Here is a 19,738-nt window from a genome sequence, read left to right as displayed (position 1 = left end):
GGAACGGTCAGAAACCACGTCGCAGCAGCTGAGCGTTGAGGGCCACCACGATCGTCGAGGCCGACATGAGGATCGCGCCGACGGCCGGGCTCAGCGCGAAGCCGGTCCAGGCCAGCACCCCGGCGGCGAGCGGAATGGAGATCACGTTGTAGCCGGCCGCCCACGCCAGGTTCTGGATCATCTTGCGGTAGGACGCCCGGGACAGCCGGATGACGCCGGTGACCCCGCGCGGGTCCGACGACGCCAGCACCACCCCGGCCGACTCGATCGCCACGTCGGTGCCGGCGCCGATCGCCACCCCCACGTCCGCCCGGGCCAGCGCGGGAGCGTCGTTCACCCCGTCGCCGACCATCGCCACCGTCAGGCCGCGCGCCTGCAGGTCGGCGACGGCCCGGTCCTTGTCGGCCGGCAGCACTTCGGCGAAGACCTCGTCAAGACCCAGGTCGGCGGCGACGGCATCGGCGACCGGCTTCGCGTCCCCCGTGATCATCAAGATTTCGCGTACGCCTTCGCGGCGCAACGAGGCGATCGCGTTCCGCGCCTCCGGGCGCACCTCGTCCTCGAGCGCGAACGCGCCGACCACGTCGGTATCGGATATCAAATACAAAACCGCGGCGCCGCGGCGCGACCACTCCCCGGCCGCCTTGCTCAGATCGTCGGGGACGGTGAGGCCCAACTCGCGTAGCAGGGCCGGCCCGCCCACGGCGTACGGATGATGATCGATCAGCGCACGCACCCCGCGCCCGGTCAAAGACTCGAAGCTCGACGCCGTGATCCGCCGCGGCGCGGCGGCCACGATGGCCCTGGCCAGCGGATGCTCACTGTCGGCCTCGACGCCCGCGGCCAGCGAGAGCACGTCGTCCTCGGTGTGGCCGGCCGCCGCCGCGACCCCGGTGACCTTGTGCGCGCCCTTGGTGAGCGTGCCGGTCTTGTCGAAGAGGACGGCGTCGACGGTGCGCATCCGCTCGAGCGCGAGCCGGTCCTTCACGAGGATGCCGTTCTTGGCGGCCAGGGCCGTGGAGATCGCGATGACCAGCGGGATCGCCAGGCCCAGCGCGTGCGGGCAGGCGATCACGAGCACGCTGACCGTGCGCACGACGGCCTGGCTGAGATCGCCGACGGCCGCCCACCAGGTCACGAACGTGATCAGGCCGGCGCCGGCCGCGACGTAGAACAGCAGCGCGGCGAACCGGTCGGCCAGCACCTGCGCCCGGCCGCGCGAGGCCTGCGCCTGCGCGACGAGACGCCCGATCCCGGCCAGCGCGGTGTCGTCGCCGACGGCCGTGACCTCGACCCGCAGCGCCGAGTCGGTCGCGACCGTCCCCGCCACCACGCGCTCGCCGATCCCGCGCGACACCGGGCGCGACTCGCCGGTGATCATCGACTCGTCGAGCGACGCGGCACCCTCGACGATGGTCCCGTCGGCCGGCACCCGGCCGCCCGAGCGCACCAGCACCGTGTCGCCGACGCGGAGGTCGTCGATCGTGACCCTGGTCGTCCCGCCGTCCGCGCCGACCCGCTCGGCCTCGTCGGGCAGCAGCGCCGCCAAGGCGCTCAACGCGCCCTGGGCCTGGCCGATCGCCTTCATCTCCTGCCAGTGGCCGAGCAGCATGATCGTGACGAGGGCCGCGAGCTCCCACCAGAAGTCGAGGTCGAACCAGCCGAAGCTGGTCGAGATCGACGCGACGTACGCGACGGTGATCGCCATCGAGATCAGCAGCATCATGCCGGGTTGGCGCCCGCGGATCTCGTGCAGGCCGCCGGTGAGGAACGGCCACCCGCCGTAGAAGAAGACGATCGTGCCGAGGACCGGGCCGACCCAGCCGATGCCGGGGAAATCGAGGTTGTAGCCGAACCAGTCCATGACCATCTCGCTGGTCACGACGATCGGGACGGTCAGGGCGAGGCTGAGCCAGAACTTCCGCCGGAAGATCTCCGGGTCGTGCCCCGCGTGCTCGCCATGCGCGTGCGCTGTGTGCTCCATCGACGTCCACCTCCGTCCCCGAACATATACCCCCTGGGGGTATTCGCCAACCCGATATGGTGATCGGATGCGCGAAACGCCGGAGGAACTAGCCGCCCTTCAGGACCTGCTCGACGCCTCGCTCGCCCGATCCACCGCCCACCTGCGCTCGATCGTGGCCGAGCGCACGATGACCGCCCCCGACCTCGTCGAGAAGCTGACCGGCATGTGCACGCTCGCGCTGTCGACCGTGACGGCGACGGGCGAGCCCCGGATCAGCGGCGTCGACGGCCACTTCCTGCACGGCAGGTGGCACTTCGGCACCGCCCGCACCGCCGCGAAGGCACGCCACCTGGCCGCCCGCCCGGCTGCGAGCGCCGCCCACATGCGCGGCGAAGAATTGGGCGTCTTCACCCACGGCACGGCCGAGGAGCTGGGCCCGTCCTCCGCGGATTGGCCGGAGCTGCTCGCGTACCTGCGGGAGCACTACGGCAAGGACGCCTTCGACTGGGAGAACGAGGTCGTCTACTACCGTTTGCGCCCACATTGGATGACGGTCTATGCGGCCTGAGATCGAGGGTTTGCTGGCCTCGCCCGAGCCGGCGATTCGGTGGCTGGTGCGGTCCCGGGTTCTCGGCGAGGCCGCCGAGGAGGATCGGGCCGCCATTCCGGCGTCGGAGATGGTGCGGCGCATGGTGGCAGGGGTCGGCTCTCAGCCGTACGCGAAATGGCAGGGCGCCCACTGGGTGCTGGCGGCGCTCGCCGAGATCGGCCACCCACCCGGCTCGGCGGAATTGATTCCGTTGCGAGAGCAGGTTCTCGCGGCGTGGCTCGACGAAAGCTATGACCGCGAAGTGTCGGTCGCGTATGGCAAGCGGGGCATTCCGCTTCTCGACGGGCGTTATCGGGCGCACGCGTCCCAACAGGGTTATGCGCTGTGGTTCTTGCTGAAGCTGGGGCTCGCGGACGAGCGCTGCGACCGGCTCGCCGAGATGCTGCTCCGGTGGCAATGGCCCGATGGCGGGTGGAATTGCGACCGCAATCCCGCGGCGTCGGCGTCGTCCTTCATGGAGACGCTGCTGCCGATGCGCGGATTATGGCTGTACGGGACACCGCGCGCTCGGGAGGCCGCTCGGGCCGCGGCGGAGGTCTTCCTGACTCGGCGGCTGGCCTTCGGGGCGCGCAGCGGCGAGCTGATCCGGGCGGAATTCGGCAAGCTGCATTTCCCGCTCTACTGGCACTACGACATCCTCGGCGGGCTCAAGGCGATGGGCGAGATGGGGCTGCTGGGCGATCCGCGCTGCTCGGAAGCGCTCGAAATGCTGCAGTCGATGCGGCTGGCGGACGGGTGGCCGGCGCACGCCCGCTATTACTCGGCCACTTCCGACAACGCGGATTGGGGCGGCACGAGCGTCAAGCGCGCGAATCCCTGGGTCACGATCGACGCGCTGACCGTCCTGGGCGGCGCTTAGCGGGCATCCATCGGCAGGCGCACCAGCACCGTGGTGCCGGTACCGTCGGTCTCCACCAACTCGATGCTGCCGTGGTGCCGGGTCACGACCGCGCGGCTCAAGGTGAGGCCCAGACCCGTACCCGGAATCGCTTTGTCGCGGGCGCGGCTCGTCCGATAGAGCCCGGTGAACATCTTTTCCCGTTCGTCGGTCGAGACGCCGAGTCCGGTGTCCGAGACGGCCAGCTCGGCCGCGCGGCCCGCCGCCTTCAGCGTCACCCCGATGTGGCCACCGTCCGGGCTGTATTTGACGGCGTTCCCGAGAAGGTTGTCGACGACCTGGCGCAGCCTTTTCCGGTCGCCCGGCAGCACCAGATGCTCCGGCAGTTCCTCCTCGATCACCAGCGGCGCCCCGTCGACCGCCGCGCGCGCCTTAGCCAGCGAATCCCGCACCACCTCGGCCAGATCCATCGGCGCGAGTTGCACATCGGCGTGGCCGGCGTCCAATGCGGACAACTCCATCAACTCGTTGATGATGTGCCGCAGCTGATTGGTGTTCCGGTCGATGACTTCGAGCAGCCGCGGGCCCTCGGCGACCAGCGTCGGCTCGTCCGCCTCCCGGAGCAGCTCGGTATAGGCGCTGATGGATGTCAACGGGGTGCGCAGCTCGTGCCCGATCAGCGCCAGATATTCGTTCTTCGAACGGTTCAGCTGACGCTGCAGGTCGTCGACCAGACGCCGCTCAACGAATTGACCGATGTGCGCGGCGATCCCCGACATGAGGGCGAGCAACTCGTCCTCCGGATCCTCGACCGTGTCCGCGAAAACCGTCAGAACCCCAAGAGTCTCGAAGCCTTCCCGTACGGGGATGGCAAGCGCCGCGTGCAGCCGGGAGCTTTTCGCCGTCTCCTCCGAGATGAGGCTCTGCGGCTGACCGACGTCCCGGATCCACAGCGGTTTGCCGACCTGCCAGGCCCGGCCGGCCAGTCCCGTCCCGTACGGAAGATCCACCGGCACGTCGATGTCGGCCTGCCACCCCGGGGCGCTCCACCGGGCGGCCGACCGCACGACCGCCGCCGCGTCGTCGACCAGCCACAACTCGGCGTGCACCCAGTCGAGGGTGCCGACCACGGCCTCCAGCACGCGCGGCCCGGCGGCCTCGATGCTCGGCGCCTCCGCGAGCGCCGTCGTCACCGCGAGCTCGCAGGTGCGGAACCGCTCCACCCGCCGGCGCCGCGTCACGTCCTGCACGGCCTGCACCGCCCCGACCGTGTGCCCGTCCGGCCCGGTGATCGGATGCGCATCCACCAGGTAGTGGCGGGTGCGCCGGTCCGAGCCGTGCAGGATCACCTCCTCGTCGCGCAGATGATCGCCGCGCAGCGCCCGGAAGATGCCGAGGTCGTCGCGGGCGAGCGACTTGCCGTCCACGTCGGTCAGCCCGTCCGGCAGCCGGTCGTCGGGCAGCCCCGCCTCGCCCCACATGGCCCGCATCCGCTCGTTGACGAAGACGATCCGCCCATCCGCGTCGCAAGCGGTCACCCCGTCGTGCAGGCTGTCGAGCACCGCGTCGAGGAACCGGCGCTGCTGGTCGATCTCGTGCCGCGCCACCTGCTCGGTGATCAGCAGAGTGCACACCTGCGCGGCCTCCGCGACCGCCGCCACCTCGTCGGCGGTCCACGAGCGCGGCTCGCTGTCACACGCGCAGCAGATGCCGAGCACGGCGCCGTGCTGGTCGCGGATCGGATGTCCCAGATAGGCCCCGCTCCGCCCGCCCCGCACCCGGTCGTCCGCGCTCAGATCGGTGATCAGCACCGGCGCGTCGGTCCGCAGCACGATCTCGGCCAGCGACTCCTCGACCGGCACGTCCGCGACCTCGTCCCAGCTGCCCGAAAGCCCCCACCCGCCGTAGAGCCGCAGCCGCCCCCCTTGCACGAAATGGATCAGCCCGACCGGCGCGTGCGCGGCCCGGGCCACCAGCGCCGCGAGCTGATCGGCCGCCCCGCTGGTGAGCACCCCGCGATGCGGCTCCGCCGAGGTGCTCAGCATCCCCTCTTCGAGCACGCCGGGTCGCCATACCCCGCCCGCGACCGTCGTCGAAGCCCGGGCGCCCCACAAGCGTCCGGCGTCCAGGCCGGGGTCCTCACGCCGCATGGCCTACCTCCGGCTTCCCAGCCTAGGGAAGAAAGACCTTCAAAACCGCCAAACCATCAGGTACGCCCACCGCCCGCAACGAGTCGCCACCAGCGCTCTTGATGACTTGCCGCACACCCCGAGCCCCACCTCGTCAGCGCTGCCGCTGCCGCTGCCGTGATGAGTTGCCGCGCGCCTCGAGCCCCAGCTCATCAGCGCTGCCGCCGCCGCGATCGTGATGAGTTGCCGTGCGCTGCGGGCCCTACCTCATCAGGGCTGTCGCTGCCGCGATCGTGATGAGTTGCGGTGCGCTGCGGACCCACCTCATCAAGGTTACCGGCGGCGCGATCTTGATGAGGTTCGGTGCGCTGCTAACGGCAGTTCATCAATGATGAGTTGCTGTGCGCTGATCGCGGCTGTTCATCAAACCTGGCGGAGCCGGGCGGGTCAGGCGCGGGCGTAGCGGAGGTCGGCGATGTGGCGGCCCGCGGCCGTGCCCCGGCGCTCGAACTTTGTCTCGGGCCGGCCGGCCCGCTCGGCGTCAACGCGATGCAGGCCGGGGTCGGCGTCCAGGGTCTCGGCCATCGCGGACGCGTAGTGGGGCCAGTCGGTGGCGCAATGAAGGATGCCGCCGGGGCGCAGACGCTCGCGGAGCAGGACGACATTGTCGGCGCGGATCAGGCGGCGCTTGTGGTGTCGGGCCTTCGGCCACGGATCGGGGAAGAAGACGTTTATCGCGTCCAGCGAGGCGGGGGCGAGCTTGTGGAGCAGTTCGATCGCGTCGCCGCGCGCCACGCGTACGTTATGGAGGTTTTGATTATTGATATTTGATAGGAGGTTGGCGATGCCGGGGGTGTGCACTTCGATGCCCAGGTAGTCGCGGGGCGGATCGAGGGCGGCCATCGCGGCCAGGGTGTCGCCCATGCCGAAGCCGATCTCAAGCACCACCGGAGCCGAGCGGCCGAAGAGCGAAGTGAGATCGAGCGGGGTGCGGTCGCCGTCCTCGACGGTGAAGCCGAAACGCGGCCACAGCTCGGCGTGCGCGTCGGCCTGACGGGCGCCCAGCCGGCCCCGGCGCGGGTGGAAGGTGCGGATGGGCCGGTGGTCAGCGGTCTCGGTCATGGTGACCCAAGCCTACTGAGACCGGCCGCGGCAGGCCCCGCGCCGGTCAGGCCGAGACGTCGATGCCTCGGGGGCCGCTGCGGGACAGGTAGTCCAGGGCCTTCGTCAGATACGGGCCGACCGGGTTGGGGCCGCCCGCGCGGTCGAAGCGGCGGTTGAGGTCCTTGAGGTAGACCGCGGTGACCGGCTGGCCGGGTGCCAGACGGCCGGCGGCGCGCTCGGCGGCGATCGCGGCTGCGAACGTCGTGGTGGACTCGCGCACCGGGTCGAAACCGGGGGCTATGCGCTGGCCGGTCGCGTGGTGGATGAGCTCACGGTCGGCCACGGTGAGGGCGTCGAAGTCGTTGCGGTGCGACTTCTCGTGCACGCGGTGCCGGTGCACGGGCGCGACAGGTGTGCGCGGCGTGAACGCCGAGCCCAGGCCGGAGACGGTCATCGGCGGATCCCCCATTTTGTTGCACCGGTCTACACCCTGTTCGGCACCCTCGCCGAAACGCTTAGCGGGTAGGACGCACGCTCGGCTGCGAGCCGGAATGGAACAGCGTGCGCGATCCGTCGGTCAGGCCGACGAAGGTGACCCAGGAGCCGCCGTGGTACTGGCCGGTGACCACCGCGCGAGTCGTGCCGAGGTAGGCGAGCTCGCGATCCATCGCGCCGCCGACGGTGTGCTTCGCGCGGGTGGCGGGATCGTATTCGACCAGATGGACGGGCTCGTTCTCGGCGGTCGTCTCACCCTCCTGATACGCCGTCCAAGCCAGCCGCGCGCCGTCCCCGCGCCAGCTCGGCACCACCGCGAAGCCACGATTCTGCAAACTGCCGCCACCGTACGCGGCGACGGCCTGCTCCCCGCCGGTCGTGACCGTCCCCACCGAGAGGCAGGAGTCGTAGACGGATTCGCAGTCGCCGCCCCGGAACGCGATCTTGGTGCCGTCGGGTGACCAGGCGACCGCGTCGTCGGTGCGCAGCCGGTCGGTCAGCGTGCCCACGCGCGCGGCGGCGGACTCCGTCGGCGGCACCTCCTCGCCGCGGCAGTCGCGGGGGAAGAGGACCTCGGGCGTGGTGGTCGTGCCAGCCGCGCCGATGCGGTAGACGCCCGGCCCGCCGGTGCACGACAAAGAGGCGAAGGCGATCCACTTGCCGTCGGGCGACCAGGAGGGGCCCGCAGCCGTACGGGTGGTGAGCCGGCGCTGGGCGGTGCCGTCGCCGTTCATGGTCCAGAGCTGGGCGCCGGTCAGATAGGCGAGCCGCTTGCCGTCGGGCGACCAGCGCGGGCGGGAATGGCCGCCGCCGGTGGTCAGGCGCTTCTCGGCCGGGCCGCTGCTGACGTAGATGTCGCCGCCGCGAACGTACGCGATCGTGGGCAGCGCGGTGGCCGCCCGCGCGACGTTCGGCGTGGCCGTGAGGAACGCGCCGGTCGCGGCCAGGATTGCGGTGATCTTCTTCATGCCCTGCATAACGGAACGCCCCCCGACGCGCCTCGCCCCCTGCTTACACCGAAGGAATCGTCCGCAACCGTTCCGCACCTGAGCGAATACCCGATGCAAACTGTCGGACCTCCGAGGCGGCGGCGCTCAGCTCGGGCGGCCGCGCAGCTGGCGGGCACTTTCATGCTGGTGGGCAAGCATGCGCAGAGCACTGAAGAGCGCTTCTCCCAACACCGTCCCGAGCACCACGAGCTCCATCCGGGCCGCGGGGTCGGGCCGGTCGAGCACTGTCCCGACCTCGACGGCGGCCAGCTGGTCGGCGGCGTCGGCGTAGTCGCTCAGCTTGTCGAACAGCTCGGCCACCCCGAGCGAGTCCCCGGCCGCGAGCGCATCGGCGACCAGATCGATCGCGGGGGAGTCCGGATAGATCAGCCAGCCCCGCTCCTCGATCAGCGTGATCACCCGCTCGCGAGCTTTGCGCCACCCCGGGGTGTCGCGGTCCGGCCGATGCCGAGGCTCGACGGCCGACTGCGCCCACCCCAACAATTCCAAAGGATCATTCGCGTACGTGCCGAGCGCCGCCACCACGTCGCGCGCGCCCGCCACCGAGACACCGCCGACGTCGATCAGCGCCCGGATCAGCCGCAGCCGGCGAACGTGCTCCTCGTCATAGTCGGCCTGGTTGGCCGCCGTGGCCACACCCGGCGGGAGCAGCCCTTCCCGCAGATAGAACTTGATCGTCGGGATCGGCACCCCGCTGCGCCGGCTCAGTTCTCCCACTCGCACCTTGCGATCATCCTCCATCAAGTGGATAGTCTAACTATCGATAGTGACACTATCCAAAGGTCGGGGAGTTGGTTGCGATGTCGAAGGTCGTTCCGGGCTACACCACCGCCGAGGTGGACGGCGACTTCGTCGTCTTCCTGATCGGGATGCGGGTCAACAAGGTGTGGAAGCTGCACAAGTGGATCCCCGTGGCGCTGGCCATGGGCCCGATGCTCCGCGAGCTGGTCCGCCGCAAGGAGCTGGGCCTGATGAGCTTCACGTCCTGGGTCGGCCCGAGAGGCCCGGTCCTGGTGCAGTACTGGCGCAGCGTAGAGCAGTTGGAGTCCTTCGCCCGAGACGCGCGGCTGCCCCACCACCCAGCGTGGAAGCGCTGGAACAAGGCAGTAGGCAACAGCGGCGATGTAGGCGTCTGGCACGAGACATACGTGGTGCGGGAGGGCACGTTCGAGGCCTTGTACGGCAACATGCCCACCTTCGGCTTGGCGTCCGCAGGCAAGCCGGCCCCACTGACCAGATCAACCCGCACAGCAGCGTCCCGCCGCGCAGCAAACGCGGCCCAGTCCCCGACCGCGGACTCCCCGACCACAGAGGCCCAGACGGCGGAGGCCCCGACCGTAGAGGCCCCGACCGTAGAGGCCCCGACCGTAGAGGCCCCGACCGTAGAGGCCCCGACCGGCGGGGCCCAGGCCGCGGAGGCTCAGGCCGCGAAGGCCCAGGCCGCGGAGGCCCAGGCCGCGGAGGCGCCGGTCGCCGAAGCCACACACCCGTCGGAGCCTCAGTCGCCGACGCCCGAGGCCGCCAACGCCGCGTGACGCGAGGGCACCACGTTCGCGCCGCAGGTTGAGCCGCCTTGGAAGCAACCTGCAGCCCGACGTGCCGCGGCCGCCCCGGGAGGATGGGCGGCCGCGGGCTCTGGGGTGGTACTCCGTCGGTCGAGCCGCCGCCGTCATGGTGGCTGGGCTGCGGTGAGCGGCTCAGCCGGAGGAACGGCGGCCGGGCGGCGGCGCGGGGGCGGCGGCGCGGGGGCGGCGGCCGGCAGGCTGCGGCCCGGAGGCTGCGGCCCGCAGGCGGCGGCCCTGCAGATGGCGGCCTGGAGGTGACGGCCCGGGGGTGGCGGCCCCCGGGCCGTGGGTCAGGCGACCGTGGTGGACCACATGGTGGTGAAGGCGGCTGCCTCGCCGGTCAGCCAGCTCTCGATGTCGGCGGGTTTCATAGCGGGGTCTATGCGGTGGGTTACGCCTCGGCGTAGGTCGACCAGGACCGGGTCGGCGTTGGGGAGGATCTGGTCCATGTGACCGGCCATCAGGTGCAGCGTTGCGGTGATGGCTTCGGGGGTTGGCGGGGCCTCGTCGAAGTGCAGTCTGACGGCCTCGCGGTGGCCGTCCTCGTAGCGCAGGCCGAAGTGAGGGTTGATCTTTACCGCCAGGGGGCCGACCGAGGCCAGGGCGTCGCGGGTCTGGGCGAGGCTCACCTGGTCGGGGTCGCCGAGGGACTTCAGGTAGGTGAGGGCGCCGGTGCTGACTGCCTCATACAGCGGCTTCCACCGGTCTTTCACCAGGGCGGTGACGCCGTTGAGGTAGCTGCCGCCGGTGCGGAAGGCGATGTCGGCCTTCAGCGCCTTGACCAACTGACCGTGCGGGTTGAAGCCGGTGCGGCGCTCGCGGGCGCGTCGCAGACCGCCGACGAACGTGGCCTTCGCGGGGCCGGTGCGGGTCACGTAGCGGGTGAAGCCGAGCATCGTCGCGTAGGGCGGGATCACAGGCACAGCCGATTCTGAAGTCGGCAGAGTGGACATAACAGGCGCGGTCACGTTGATCTCCTCGCAGGTCACGGCCCCTTTTAGTACATACATTCTAATCGACGGGTACGACATTCCCAACCCGGTCGGCGTGCCCCGGCGTGACTGTTTCGATCCAGTCGTGCAGGCGCCGGATCTCCGCGGTCAGGACCTCCGGCTCGCGGAGCGTCGCGGCCAGCAGAGCGCTGCCCTGGATCGCCGAGAGCAGGGTGATGGCGAGGTTGCGCGCCTCGGCGCAGCCGAGCTCCCGGAACTGGGTCGTCGTCCATTCCAGGATGTTGCGCATCGGGGTCGCGTCGGCCTGGCCGACGCTGTCGTCCCGCCGGGTCAGCTCGGTCGACAGGCTGCCGAACGGGCAGCCGTAGCGGGTGACCACGTCGCGCATCTGGTCCCAGCGTGAGGCCAGCGCCTTGAGCCGCTCGGCGGGATCCTGGATCGCGGCGAAGCCCTCGACCATCGCGGCAACCTGCGCGGTCTGGGCGTCGAGCACCGCCCGCACCAGGTCGTCCTTGGTCCGGAAGTAGTAGTACACATTGCCCAGTGGCACCTCCGCCCGCTCGGCGATGCCGGCCAGGCTGGTCGCGCCGACCCCGTTGCGGTGCAGCAGCTCCGTGGCACTGGCCACCAGGCGAGCGCGCTTGCCGGAAGCGGCAGGAGCGGCGGAAGCGGCAGGAGCGGCAGGAGCGGCGGAAGCGGCCGGGGTGGCTGCGGGCCCGGCTGGGGTGGCGGCGGACGCGGCCGGGGTGGCGGCGGACGCGGCCGGGGTGGGTGCGGGTCCGGCTGGGGTCCGTCGACCGCCGGGTAGTGCCGGTCGACCTGAGCCGTCCCGACGGCGCCGCCACCCTGCTTGCCGCCACCGCGGATCTCGACGTCGGCCTGCTTGTCTCCAACGCCGGCGGCGGCAAGCCCGGCCGCTTCCTCGATCAGGAGCCCGACGACCTGCGGCAGCGCCTCACCCTCAACGCCGTCACGCATGCTGCCGGGCAACGTGGACACCCCGATCATCGACAAGTTCGGGGTGGACCGGGCCAGGCTCCCGATCAGTCCGCTGCCGCCGGGTAGGGCCGTAGACCAGACCGTCCGTGCCTTGCTGGCGGGGCGCGCGACCTTCATTCCCGACCGCCGGATGCGGGTGGCCACCCGGCTGACCCCGCGCGGCGTGTCGATCCGCCTGAACGGCCGCATGCTCGGCGAGGCCGCCGCCAACCTGGCCCGCGACAAGGCGCCGGCCCACTGACAGGCACCCGCGAACGGAATCAGGTCCACAGAAAAGCTGAAAGGCACCGGCGGACGGAATCCTAGGAGCTCACTCGAAGCGGGCCGTGTCGAGCCGGGTCGCGGTCTCCATGAAAGGCAGCGCAACCAGCGACACCGCGTACGCGATCACCGCGCCCACCCCCAGCCCGGCCAGGAACTGGGCGCTCGGCACGACCCACTCCGACGGCGGCACGACCGCCAGCGACTGCACCGTCGCCAGCCCGACCCCGAGCAGCAGCGTCACGGCCAGGGGCGCGCCGGTCTCCAGCAGCACGATCCGCCGCAGCTCGCCGAGCCGCACCCCGGAGGCGCGCAGCAGCGCGAAGGGACGCCGCCGCTCGAGCACGCCGGCGATCACGGAGACGGTCAGGCTGCAGGCTGTCAAGATCAAAACAAAGCTCATCCCGTACGGGAGGAGGGTTGTCACCGCCGGAAGCACGACGGGGCGTGACGTCAGATCGAAGCTGGTCTTGCTCCGGGAAAGCGGCGCGGCGACAGCCGCCAGCGTCCGCACCCGCTCCTGCGCCGCAAGTGTCCCATCGGTCGGCACGAACAGGGTCTGCACCGGCAACCGCTCGAAACCGGCCGCCGGCAGGGCGATGCTGTACGGCTGGAAGATGGCGTCGGCCGACGTCGGATTCGGGTACGGCAAGGTGAACAGATCCTCGGCCGGCAGGAACAAGGCGGATTCTTCCTCCGGCAGCGGGCACCGGACCACGCTCACCCGCGCGAGCCCCTCGCAGGACACCACGATCTGCTTGCCGTTGAGCCGGGCCACAACGACCTCCGGGCCCATCAGCGCGGGAATCTCCGTCCCCTGTGTGTGCACGGCGACCACACCTTGATCCAGGATCGACGCGGGCGTCGTGGTGGCGGAGGCCGCCGCCGCGAATCCCACCGTGGTGGCCACGTACATCGCGATCGCCGCCCCGCCCACCATGCGGAACGTCGCGTAGGGGTCGGCCGCGATCCGCCGCGCCACGATCAGCGACGCCGCGCCCCGGGTCAGCCGCGCCAGCCCCCGGCTGACCCACATGCACGCCCAGGCCCCGGCCAGGAAGAACCCGATCACCGTGAGCAGCACGGACAGCATCGAGACCAGCGACAGCGCCGACTGGGCGGCCGGGTTCTCGACGACCGACGGATCGTTGGCCTTCGAGAACGCGAACCACGCCCCGATCAGCCCGAGCGGGATCGGCGCGAGCCGCCACACGCTGGGCGGCCGGCGACGCCCCCGATGGCGGACGCCCAGGGGCGTCAGCTGCACCGGCCGCAACGCCACCAGCGTGGTGATCACCGCGAGCGCCGGCACCCCGGCCAGCACCACCAGCAGCGGCGTCCACGGCACCGCGATGTCGGAGGCGAAGATCGGCGACCCGTGCCCGAGCGTCACCATCCCCGCCACCACCGGGCGCAGCAGTAAATAGGCCAGCCATCCGGCGAGGGCCCCGCCGATCGCGGCCACCGCCGTCTCGGTCGCCGCCAGCACCGCCGTCTGGAACCGGGTGGCCCCGGCCAGCCGCACCGCCGCGAACCGCACCTCGCGCCGCACGCCGCCGACCCGGGTCGTCATCACCACGAACACCACCACCGGCCCCACGACCAGGGCCGCGACCAGCCCGAAGAACACGCCCCACAGCCCGGCGAGATCCAGCCGCAGGCCGGGCTGCTCGATCCCGGCGATCTCCACGGCGCCGTTCACGGCGCGCATCTCGGCCGCCGTCTGCCCCACGACCGCCACCAGCTCGCCGGTCACCACCAGGCCGTCGGGCCCGATCCGCCCGACGTCACGTCCGGGGAACCGGTCGCCAAGTTGATCAGCGGGAACCGACCTGATCAAAGAAGCGAGCGCGGGGGAGAGCACCTTCTCGCCCGGGCCCGGCAGCCGCGTGATACCCGGCGGCACCGGTGGCCGCGGCCCGAGCGCCGCGACGTGCACCCGGATGACGTCGTGCCCGTCGTAGCGGTCGGTGACCGCCAGCCACATCGCGTGGTCGGGCGCGGTCGCCGGGCTCTGCGCGGTCGTGCGGTGCCAGGCCAGCCGGTCGATGTGGCTCTGCATGATCGGCAGCGCCGAGAGCGCCAGCAGGATCAGCGGCACCCCGACCGCGATGCCGGCCGCGGTCAGCCCCGCCCGGGCCAGGGACTCCCGGCCGCCGGCGAGCATCATCCGGAACCCGAGCAGCACGTTCACGACGTCACCGCCGCCGGCGCGGTGGTCCCGTCCCGGACGGTGACCTGGCGATCCGCATACGCCGCCACGCGGGGCTCGTGGGTCACCAGCACGACGCTCACCTCGCACGACTTGGCCGTGGTGACCAGCAGTTCCATCACCTCGTCGGCGGCGACCGAGTCGAGCGAGCCGGTGGGCTCGTCGGCGAACACCACGCGCGGCGACGCGATCAACGCTCGCGCGAGGGCCACCCGCTGCGCCTGCCCGCCGGAGATCTCGCCGGGCAGCCGATCGGCGCAGCCGTGCAAGCCGAGCCTCTCCTCCCAGGACGCAGCCGTGGCGAGCGCCGGCCGCCGTCTCTGACCCGCGAGCAGCAGCGGGAGCGCGATGTTTTCCCGGACCGGAAGCTCCGGCACGAGCTGGCCGAATTGAAAGACAAATCCACATTGGGTACGGCGCAGCCGAGCGCGCTCCGCGTCGGGCATCAGGTCGACCCGCCGCCCGTCGAAGGTCACCTCGCCCGCGTCGGGGGTGAGGATGCCGGCCAGGCAGTACAGCAGGGTCGACTTGCCCGACCCGCTCGGGCCCATCACGGCGAGCACCTCGCCCGCCGCCACCTCCAGGTCGATCCCGCGCAGCGCCGGGATCGGACCGAAGCTCTTGTGCAGCCCGTGGGCATCGAGAAGCGTCATGACCGGATCTCCGATGCGAGCGTGTCGAGGCGGCCCACCGCGTGCTCGATCCAGCGCAGGTCGGCCTCGATGTGGAAGAGCTGGTAGTCGATGAGCATGCCGTCGCGCAGCGAGGATCCGCGCCGGGCGGCGGTGAGCTCGCGCATCACCGCGAGGTGCCGCTGCCGCTGGTCCTCCAGGAAGGCGCCGGCCGGCCGGCCCGACAGCAGGGCCGTGACCACCTTGGTGAACAGCACCGTCTGCAGCTGAGGTTGCGGATCTTCCGGTTCGGACAGCCAGCGCTCCAAGTCGGTCACCCCGTCCGTCGTGATCGAGTACCGCTTGCGGTCGGGGCCGGCGCCCGCCTCGACGCCGGCCACCGTGATGAGCCCGTCCCGCTCGAGCTGGGCGAGCGTGCGATACACCTGCCCGAACCGCAGCGGCCGGGCCGCGCCGAACCGGCGATCGTAGGACTGCTTGAGGTCGTAGCCGTGGCGGTCGGCCTCGTCGAGCAGTCCCAGCAGCGCGTACGACAGCGTCATGCGGCGGACTATACTCATCGGGTATACCCACCGGGTATAGAGTGGATGTGCCAACCTGAGGCCATGGCCTTGATCCGGGTGGACTTCGCCGCCGAGACGCTCGAGCTGGACACGTCGATGACCGTGGTGCTGCCGCAGGAGGGTGACGATCCGCCCCCGGTGCTCTACCTGCTGCACGGGCTCACCGACGACGACACCGCCTGGACCAGGTTCACCTCGATCGAGCGGTACGCCACCGCACGCGGCCTGGCCGTCGTCATGCCCCAGGTGCACCGCAGCTTCTACGCCAACGAGGCGTACGGGATGCGCTTCTGGGATTTCCTCACCGAGGAGCTGCCGCAGACGGTCGAGCGCTTCTTCCGGGTCTCGACGCGACGCGAGGACACGTTCGTGGCCGGGCTCTCGATGGGCGGCTACGGAGCCTTGAAGTGGGCGCTACGCGAACCGCGGCGCTTCGCGGCGGCGGCCAGCTTCTCGGGCGCGCTGGATCTCGCGTACATCCAGGAATTCGACTTGAGGCCGCACATCCGCACCCTGGTCTCGCGGGTCTTCCCCGATCGCAAGGTCGCCGGAGGCGACGAGGACCTGTTCCACCTGGTCAAGAAGGCCGACAAGGCGGAGCTGCCGCGTCTGCTGCTGCGCTGCGGCACCGAAGACCACCTGGTCAAGCAGAACGAGCGCTTCGTGGCGGCCTGCAAGACCGCGGGCGTGGAGATCGACGCGGCCTTCGGCCCGGGCGAGCACGAGTGGGGCTATTGGGACGAGCAGATCCAGGCGGGTCTCGAATTCATGCTGGGGCCACGCTAGCGTCCCGCCTTGACCGGTGGCAGCTCGGTGGCGGCGCAGGCAGCCTGCTCGGCGGCGCAGTCGTGCCCGGCGAGGACCCCTTTGTCGTTCCATACGAACTGCTGCCGGTAGTCGGCCGGCGCCACGAACGCGGTCATCCGGAACGGGGGCTGCCCGGCCGGCGGCACGGTCACCTCACGGTCCGCCCCGCGGTAGCGCAGCCGCAGGTGGAGGCGCCAGGCGTACTCGTGCCCGGTGGTCCGCGACCGCACGTCGATCACCCACAGCTCGCCGCGTCCGAGCGTGATGTGCTTGCCGGTGAAGTACGGGCCGCCACCCGCCGCGACCGGGACGGGCCGGGGCGCGTCGAGGTCGAGGTCGACCACCGTGTTGTCCCCCTCGCCCTGCGACCGGACGAAGATGAGGGTGCCCCGGCGCGGTGGCAGGCGCTCGACGATCTCGACGGACATGTCCAGCACCGTCACCGGGGCCGAGCGTCTGCCCTCCAAGGTGAGCCGGGTGCCGGCGTATCCGGCCGGCACGAACCGGGGATCGGCGACGATGTTCTCCGGCTCGGTCGTCACGACCTCGGTGGCGGCCTGGCCGAGAAACTCGGCCGACGATCCGATCTCGCTGCGGACGTCGGCGATCGGCGCGCGGAAGAGATCCAGGGTGTGGTCGGAGACGTACGGGAGCACGCCGGGGACCACCGCCGCCACGGCGGTCGTGCCGACCAGAGCCACCAGCGCCTTCGTCGCCTTGGACAGCTGGGCCCAGCCCGACGGCGGCTTCTCCGGCGTCGGCTTGGCCTTCTTGGCCGGTGCCTTGCGCGGCTGTTTCTTCACGGGCGAGGCTCCGTCGCGGCCGGCTCGGAGGCCTTCGATGGCAATGCCAGGAAACTGGCCGTGAGCAGCAGCATCGCCACAACGGCGAGGTGGTGGCCGGGGCCGATGCGATCCCAGGAGAACTGCGACGCGGTCTGGCGCGCGACGGCCACGTATCCGTTCAGGAGCAGCACGGTCACCCCGATGCCGACGACGAGCCCGAGCAGCCGCAGCCACGGAGCGTGCCGACGCAGGACCAGGGCGAGAACGGTGATCGCGAGGCAGGCGGCGATGCCGGCGCGGTAGAGGACGAGCCACACCCCGGTGTCGTTGTGTCCGGCGTCGGCGACGCTTCTGCCGAACCAGGGGAGGACCGCCGCGACGACTGCGACGACCAGGCCGGCGAGCAGCAGGAGGCGGTGCGGTGCCGGGCGGCCCTCCGGGCGGGGTGGACGCGGTTGGAACCCGCGCACGGCAACCTCGGTGATGCCGGCGCCGACCGCGATCAGCATGAGCCCGGCGACGTACAGCAGGCAGCCGGTGTCCGGGATGACGTGCCGGACCGCGACCAGCGACGGCTGGTCGGTGAGGCCGGCGTGTGCCAGCACCGTCGAGCCGTTCACCAGGAGAGTGAGGCCAAGCACGTAGAACGAGCCGACGCTCGCGGTCACGATGGCGCCGATCCGCGCCACGGACGCCCACGGGGACGAGCCGCGGGCGGCGAGGGCGCCGCCGGCCGCGAGTATCAGCCAGAGCGCCGCCACCGGCGCCGCGACGCGGTTGAGGTCGGCGAGGCGGACGAGAGAGAAGGTCCCGTACGCGTCGCTGACACGTGCCCAGTACAGCGTCGTCCCGACGAACGCCAGCACGCCGCCCGTGCAGATCGCGGTGAGCGTGACACTTCGCGGCGGGGTGGAGCGCTCCGTCATGCGCCGAAGATATCGTCACCGCTCCATTGAGGAGACAGGCGGTGGCCTCAGCGCCCTAGGTGTCGTCGCGGGTCTGCTCGGCGAGGAAGCGCTCGAGCTCGGCCCCCAGCTCCTCCGCGGTCGGCAGCGGGGTGTCCGACTCGGCGAGCAGGTTGTTCTCGCGGCCGCGCAGGAACGCGTCGTACTGCGCCTCCAGCGAGCTGACCAGGCGCTCGGCCTGCTCGTCGTCGGCGATCTGCTTGTCGACGTCGGCGCGGACGATCTCGGCGGCCTTGCGCAGCTCGCCCGTGGGCAGGGCCAGCCCGGTGCTCGACGACACCGAGTCGGTCAGCAGCTCGGCGGCCGCCGGATAGGTGGTCTGCGCCAGGTAGTGCGGGACGTGCGCCGCGTACCCCATGGCGTCCTTGCCCTGCTCGCCCAGCCGGAACTCGAGCAGGTTGCCGACGCTGGCCGGCACCTGCACGCGCTGCAGCCACGACTCGCGGTCGCCGAGCAGGCGCACGTCGGTGGCGTGCGCGGTGACGCTGACCGGGCGGGTGTGCGGCACGGCCATCGGGATCGCGTTGAGCCCGACGGTGAGCTTGACGCCGAAGCGCTCGATCAGCCCGGTCACGGCCACGATGAACCGCTCCCACTGCAGGTCGGGCTCGGGGCCGGCGAGCATCAGGAACTCGGTGCCGAGCTGGTCGCGCACCAGGTGCAGGGCGAGGCTGGGCGCCTCGTAGGACTCCCAGTGGTCCTCCACGAAGATCATCGGGGGACGGCGGGAGCGGTAGTCGAGCAGCTGGTCGAGGTCGAAGGTTGCGACGACCCTGGTCTCCAGGGCGTCCAGCAGGTTCTCGCGGAACAGCTGGATGGCGCTGCCCGCGTCGACGAACCCGGTGAGCGCCTGGACGAGCACCGGCTCATCCAGCGCCGGCAGGTCGTCGGCCAGCTCGTAGAGCTCGTGTGGGTCGAGCACGTGGAGGACCTCCTGTGCAGAAAAGCGGGTAACTGAAGGTAACAACGGCGGCCCGGGGTTCATTCCGGCACAACCGTGCTCAAGATCTCAGTGCGGATACAAAATCATCTGCACCCCTCGTCTGCACGTGCATGCGCACGCCACAATGGATCAGGATCACCCCATCCCCCCAACGGAGCGATCTGATGAGCGAAGCCGCCACCCCCGTCAGAGAGCAGCTGCCGGAGACGATCGCGCCCCCGGGCACGCTCTGGTCCCACATGAAGTCAGACCCGCAGTATGCGCCCGAGCACCTCGCCCTCGACGCGGTCCGCCGCCTCGGGCCCGAGGCCGCCCAGTGGGCCGAGCGTATGCGGCTCGACCACCCCGGCATCGCCCCGCATGCCCTGGCCGAGCGGGCCGTGCGCCGCTTCACCACGCTCGCGCGCATCTCCGGCGCCGTCTCGGGCGCGACCGGCCTGCCCGGCGCGGTGCTCGACGTGGGCGTTCTGGCCTGGACCCAGTCGCGCATGGTGCTGCATGTCGCCGCCGCGTACGGGCACGACCCCGCCGCCGCCGAGCGCGCCACCGACCTGCTGGTTCTGCAGCGGGTGCACAAGGCCGCCGAGGGCGCCCGCACGGCGCTGGGCGTCGCGGCCGGCCGCGAGCGGGCGAGCCGCCTGTTCACCGACGTCGCCGACCGCCCGCTCACCGGCGTGATGCTCAAGCTCGGTTTCCGGCTCGGCCAGATGGCCGGCGTCCACGCGGCCCGCCGCATGTTCGCCAAGATGCTGCCGGGCGCGTCGGTCGTGCTGGGCACCTGGGTCAACTCCGCCGCCACCAAGGATCTCGCCACCCGCTCCAAGGCGCACTTCGCCGCCGCCTAAGGGTCTCGAGGCCCCGGCCGATCTGAACCCCGACATCGAGCTGTCGATTCGGGGGA

General features: G+C 71.2%; 21 protein-coding genes. 7 read left to right on the top strand and 14 right to left on the bottom strand.

All coding sequences use genetic code 11. The annotated features are described in order from the left end of the window. Nucleotides 1–7: 7 nt before the first annotated feature. On the bottom strand, nt 8–1,984 hold the full coding sequence (locus ACQPZX_RS37250; RefSeq protein WP_433366181.1) for a copper-translocating P-type ATPase: 1,977 nt from the start codon (nt 1,982–1,984) through the stop codon (nt 8–10). Nucleotides 1,985–2,051: 67 nt separating this feature from the next. On the opposite strand from ACQPZX_RS37250, the gene ACQPZX_RS37245 reads away from it, so the two are divergent. Together ACQPZX_RS37245 and ACQPZX_RS37240 are read left to right on the top strand one after the other, a co-directional pair. Further along, nucleotides 2,052–2,534, top strand: coding sequence for a pyridoxamine 5'-phosphate oxidase family protein (locus tag ACQPZX_RS37245; protein WP_433366178.1), 483 nt, complete (start codon nt 2,052–2,054; stop codon nt 2,532–2,534). Beyond that, nucleotides 2,524–3,435, top strand: a complete 912-nt coding sequence (locus ACQPZX_RS37240) for a hypothetical protein (RefSeq protein ID WP_433366175.1) — start codon at nt 2,524–2,526, stop codon at nt 3,433–3,435. Before ACQPZX_RS37245 ends, ACQPZX_RS37240 begins: the two co-directional genes overlap by 11 nt. On the opposite strand, the gene ACQPZX_RS37235 is transcribed toward ACQPZX_RS37240, so the two are convergent. The 5 genes from ACQPZX_RS37235 to ACQPZX_RS37215 form a co-directional block, all read right to left on the bottom strand. Next, on the bottom strand, nt 3,432–5,564 hold the full coding sequence (locus ACQPZX_RS37235) for an ATP-binding protein (protein WP_433366172.1): 2,133 nt from the start codon (nt 5,562–5,564) through the stop codon (nt 3,432–3,434). The two genes, ACQPZX_RS37240 and ACQPZX_RS37235, sit on opposite strands and share 4 nt — an antisense overlap. A gap of 426 nt (nt 5,565–5,990) precedes the next feature. After that, the gene (gene trmB / locus ACQPZX_RS37230) at nt 5,991–6,665 is read right to left on the bottom strand and encodes a tRNA (guanosine(46)-N7)-methyltransferase TrmB (RefSeq protein ID WP_433366170.1); all 675 of its coding nucleotides are present in this window, start codon (nt 6,663–6,665) and stop codon (nt 5,991–5,993) included. Between the two features lie 46 nt (nt 6,666–6,711). Then, complete coding sequence (locus ACQPZX_RS37225) at nt 6,712–7,101, bottom strand: hypothetical protein (protein WP_433366167.1); 390 nt, start codon at nt 7,099–7,101, stop codon at nt 6,712–6,714. 61 nt (nt 7,102–7,162) lie between these two features. Then, complete coding sequence (locus ACQPZX_RS37220; protein WP_433366165.1) at nt 7,163–8,110, bottom strand: TolB family protein; 948 nt, start codon at nt 8,108–8,110, stop codon at nt 7,163–7,165. A 126-nt stretch (nt 8,111–8,236) separates the two neighbouring features. Further along, nucleotides 8,237–8,893, bottom strand: a complete 657-nt coding sequence (locus ACQPZX_RS37215) for a MerR family transcriptional regulator (protein WP_433385653.1) — start codon at nt 8,891–8,893, stop codon at nt 8,237–8,239. Between the two features lie 59 nt (nt 8,894–8,952). Between ACQPZX_RS37215 and ACQPZX_RS37210 the strand changes: the two genes are divergently transcribed. Next, nucleotides 8,953–9,687 carry a DUF4188 domain-containing protein gene (locus ACQPZX_RS37210; RefSeq protein ID WP_433366162.1) on the top strand — a complete coding sequence of 245 codons (735 nt, stop codon included), beginning with the start codon at nt 8,953–8,955 and terminating at the stop codon, nt 9,685–9,687. A 320-nt stretch (nt 9,688–10,007) separates the two neighbouring features. Here ACQPZX_RS37210 and ACQPZX_RS37205 read toward each other — a convergent pair whose 3' ends face one another. Beyond that, a complete protein-coding gene (locus tag ACQPZX_RS37205; protein ID WP_433385650.1) occupies nt 10,008–10,670 on the bottom strand; it encodes a hypothetical protein in 663 nt (220 codons plus the stop codon). 58 nt (nt 10,671–10,728) lie between these two features. Further along, nucleotides 10,729–11,298 (bottom strand): TetR/AcrR family transcriptional regulator, encoded by a 570-nt coding sequence (locus ACQPZX_RS37200; protein WP_433366159.1) that lies wholly within the window; start codon nt 11,296–11,298, stop codon nt 10,729–10,731. Between the two features lie 179 nt (nt 11,299–11,477). Here ACQPZX_RS37200 and ACQPZX_RS37195 point away from each other — a divergent pair, with 179 nt between their 5' ends. Together ACQPZX_RS37195 and ACQPZX_RS37190 are read left to right on the top strand one after the other, a co-directional pair. Then, nucleotides 11,478–11,735, top strand: coding sequence for a hypothetical protein (locus ACQPZX_RS37195; protein ID WP_433366156.1), 258 nt, complete (start codon nt 11,478–11,480; stop codon nt 11,733–11,735). Nucleotides 11,736–11,760: 25 nt separating this feature from the next. Beyond that, nucleotides 11,761–11,910, top strand: a complete 150-nt coding sequence (locus ACQPZX_RS37190) for a hypothetical protein (RefSeq protein ID WP_433366153.1) — start codon at nt 11,761–11,763, stop codon at nt 11,908–11,910. A gap of 69 nt (nt 11,911–11,979) precedes the next feature. On the opposite strand, the gene ACQPZX_RS37185 is transcribed toward ACQPZX_RS37190, so the two are convergent. The 3 genes from ACQPZX_RS37185 to ACQPZX_RS37175 are packed head-to-tail and all read right to left on the bottom strand — an operon-like array spanning nt 11,980 to nt 15,316. After that, on the bottom strand, nt 11,980–14,124 hold the full coding sequence (locus tag ACQPZX_RS37185; protein ID WP_433366150.1) for an FtsX-like permease family protein: 2,145 nt from the start codon (nt 14,122–14,124) through the stop codon (nt 11,980–11,982). Continuing rightward, complete coding sequence (locus ACQPZX_RS37180) at nt 14,121–14,795, bottom strand: ABC transporter ATP-binding protein (protein ID WP_433366147.1); 675 nt, start codon at nt 14,793–14,795, stop codon at nt 14,121–14,123. The genes ACQPZX_RS37185 and ACQPZX_RS37180 overlap by 4 nt, the downstream gene beginning before the upstream one ends. After that, a complete protein-coding gene (locus tag ACQPZX_RS37175) occupies nt 14,792–15,316 on the bottom strand; it encodes a PadR family transcriptional regulator (protein WP_433366144.1) in 525 nt (174 codons plus the stop codon). Before ACQPZX_RS37175 ends, ACQPZX_RS37180 begins: the two co-directional genes overlap by 4 nt. A 63-nt stretch (nt 15,317–15,379) precedes the next feature. Here ACQPZX_RS37175 and ACQPZX_RS37170 point away from each other — a divergent pair, with 63 nt between their 5' ends. Next, nucleotides 15,380–16,123 (top strand): alpha/beta hydrolase, encoded by a 744-nt coding sequence (locus tag ACQPZX_RS37170; RefSeq protein ID WP_433366141.1) that lies wholly within the window; start codon nt 15,380–15,382, stop codon nt 16,121–16,123. Here ACQPZX_RS37170 and ACQPZX_RS37165 read toward each other — a convergent pair. Genes ACQPZX_RS37165 through ACQPZX_RS37155 form a run of 3 tightly spaced genes read right to left on the bottom strand, consistent with a single transcriptional unit; the run spans nt 16,120 to nt 18,816 of the window. Next, the gene (locus ACQPZX_RS37165) at nt 16,120–16,947 is read right to left on the bottom strand and encodes a hypothetical protein (protein ID WP_433366138.1); all 828 of its coding nucleotides are present in this window, start codon (nt 16,945–16,947) and stop codon (nt 16,120–16,122) included. The two genes, ACQPZX_RS37170 and ACQPZX_RS37165, sit on opposite strands and share 4 nt — an antisense overlap. After that, nucleotides 16,944–17,855, bottom strand: a complete 912-nt coding sequence (locus tag ACQPZX_RS37160; protein ID WP_433366135.1) for a hypothetical protein — start codon at nt 17,853–17,855, stop codon at nt 16,944–16,946. The genes ACQPZX_RS37165 and ACQPZX_RS37160 overlap by 4 nt, the downstream gene beginning before the upstream one ends. 55 nt (nt 17,856–17,910) lie before the next feature. Then, entirely contained in the window at nt 17,911–18,816 is a 906-nt protein-coding gene (locus ACQPZX_RS37155) for a proteasome assembly chaperone family protein (protein WP_433366132.1), read from the bottom strand. Between the two features lie 185 nt (nt 18,817–19,001). Here ACQPZX_RS37155 and ACQPZX_RS37150 point away from each other — a divergent pair, with 185 nt between their 5' ends. Further along, complete coding sequence (locus tag ACQPZX_RS37150) at nt 19,002–19,682, top strand: EcsC family protein (RefSeq protein ID WP_433366129.1); 681 nt, start codon at nt 19,002–19,004, stop codon at nt 19,680–19,682. The last annotated feature ends 56 nt before the right edge of the window (nt 19,683–19,738 follow it).

It is taken from the genome of Actinoplanes sp. CA-142083 (assembly GCF_050942195.1).
In the GTDB taxonomy this organism is placed as follows: Bacteria; Actinomycetota; Actinomycetes; order Mycobacteriales; family Micromonosporaceae; genus Actinoplanes.
Note: the sequence above shows the minus strand (reverse complement) of the source record. Positions and strands in the feature narration are given on the sequence as shown.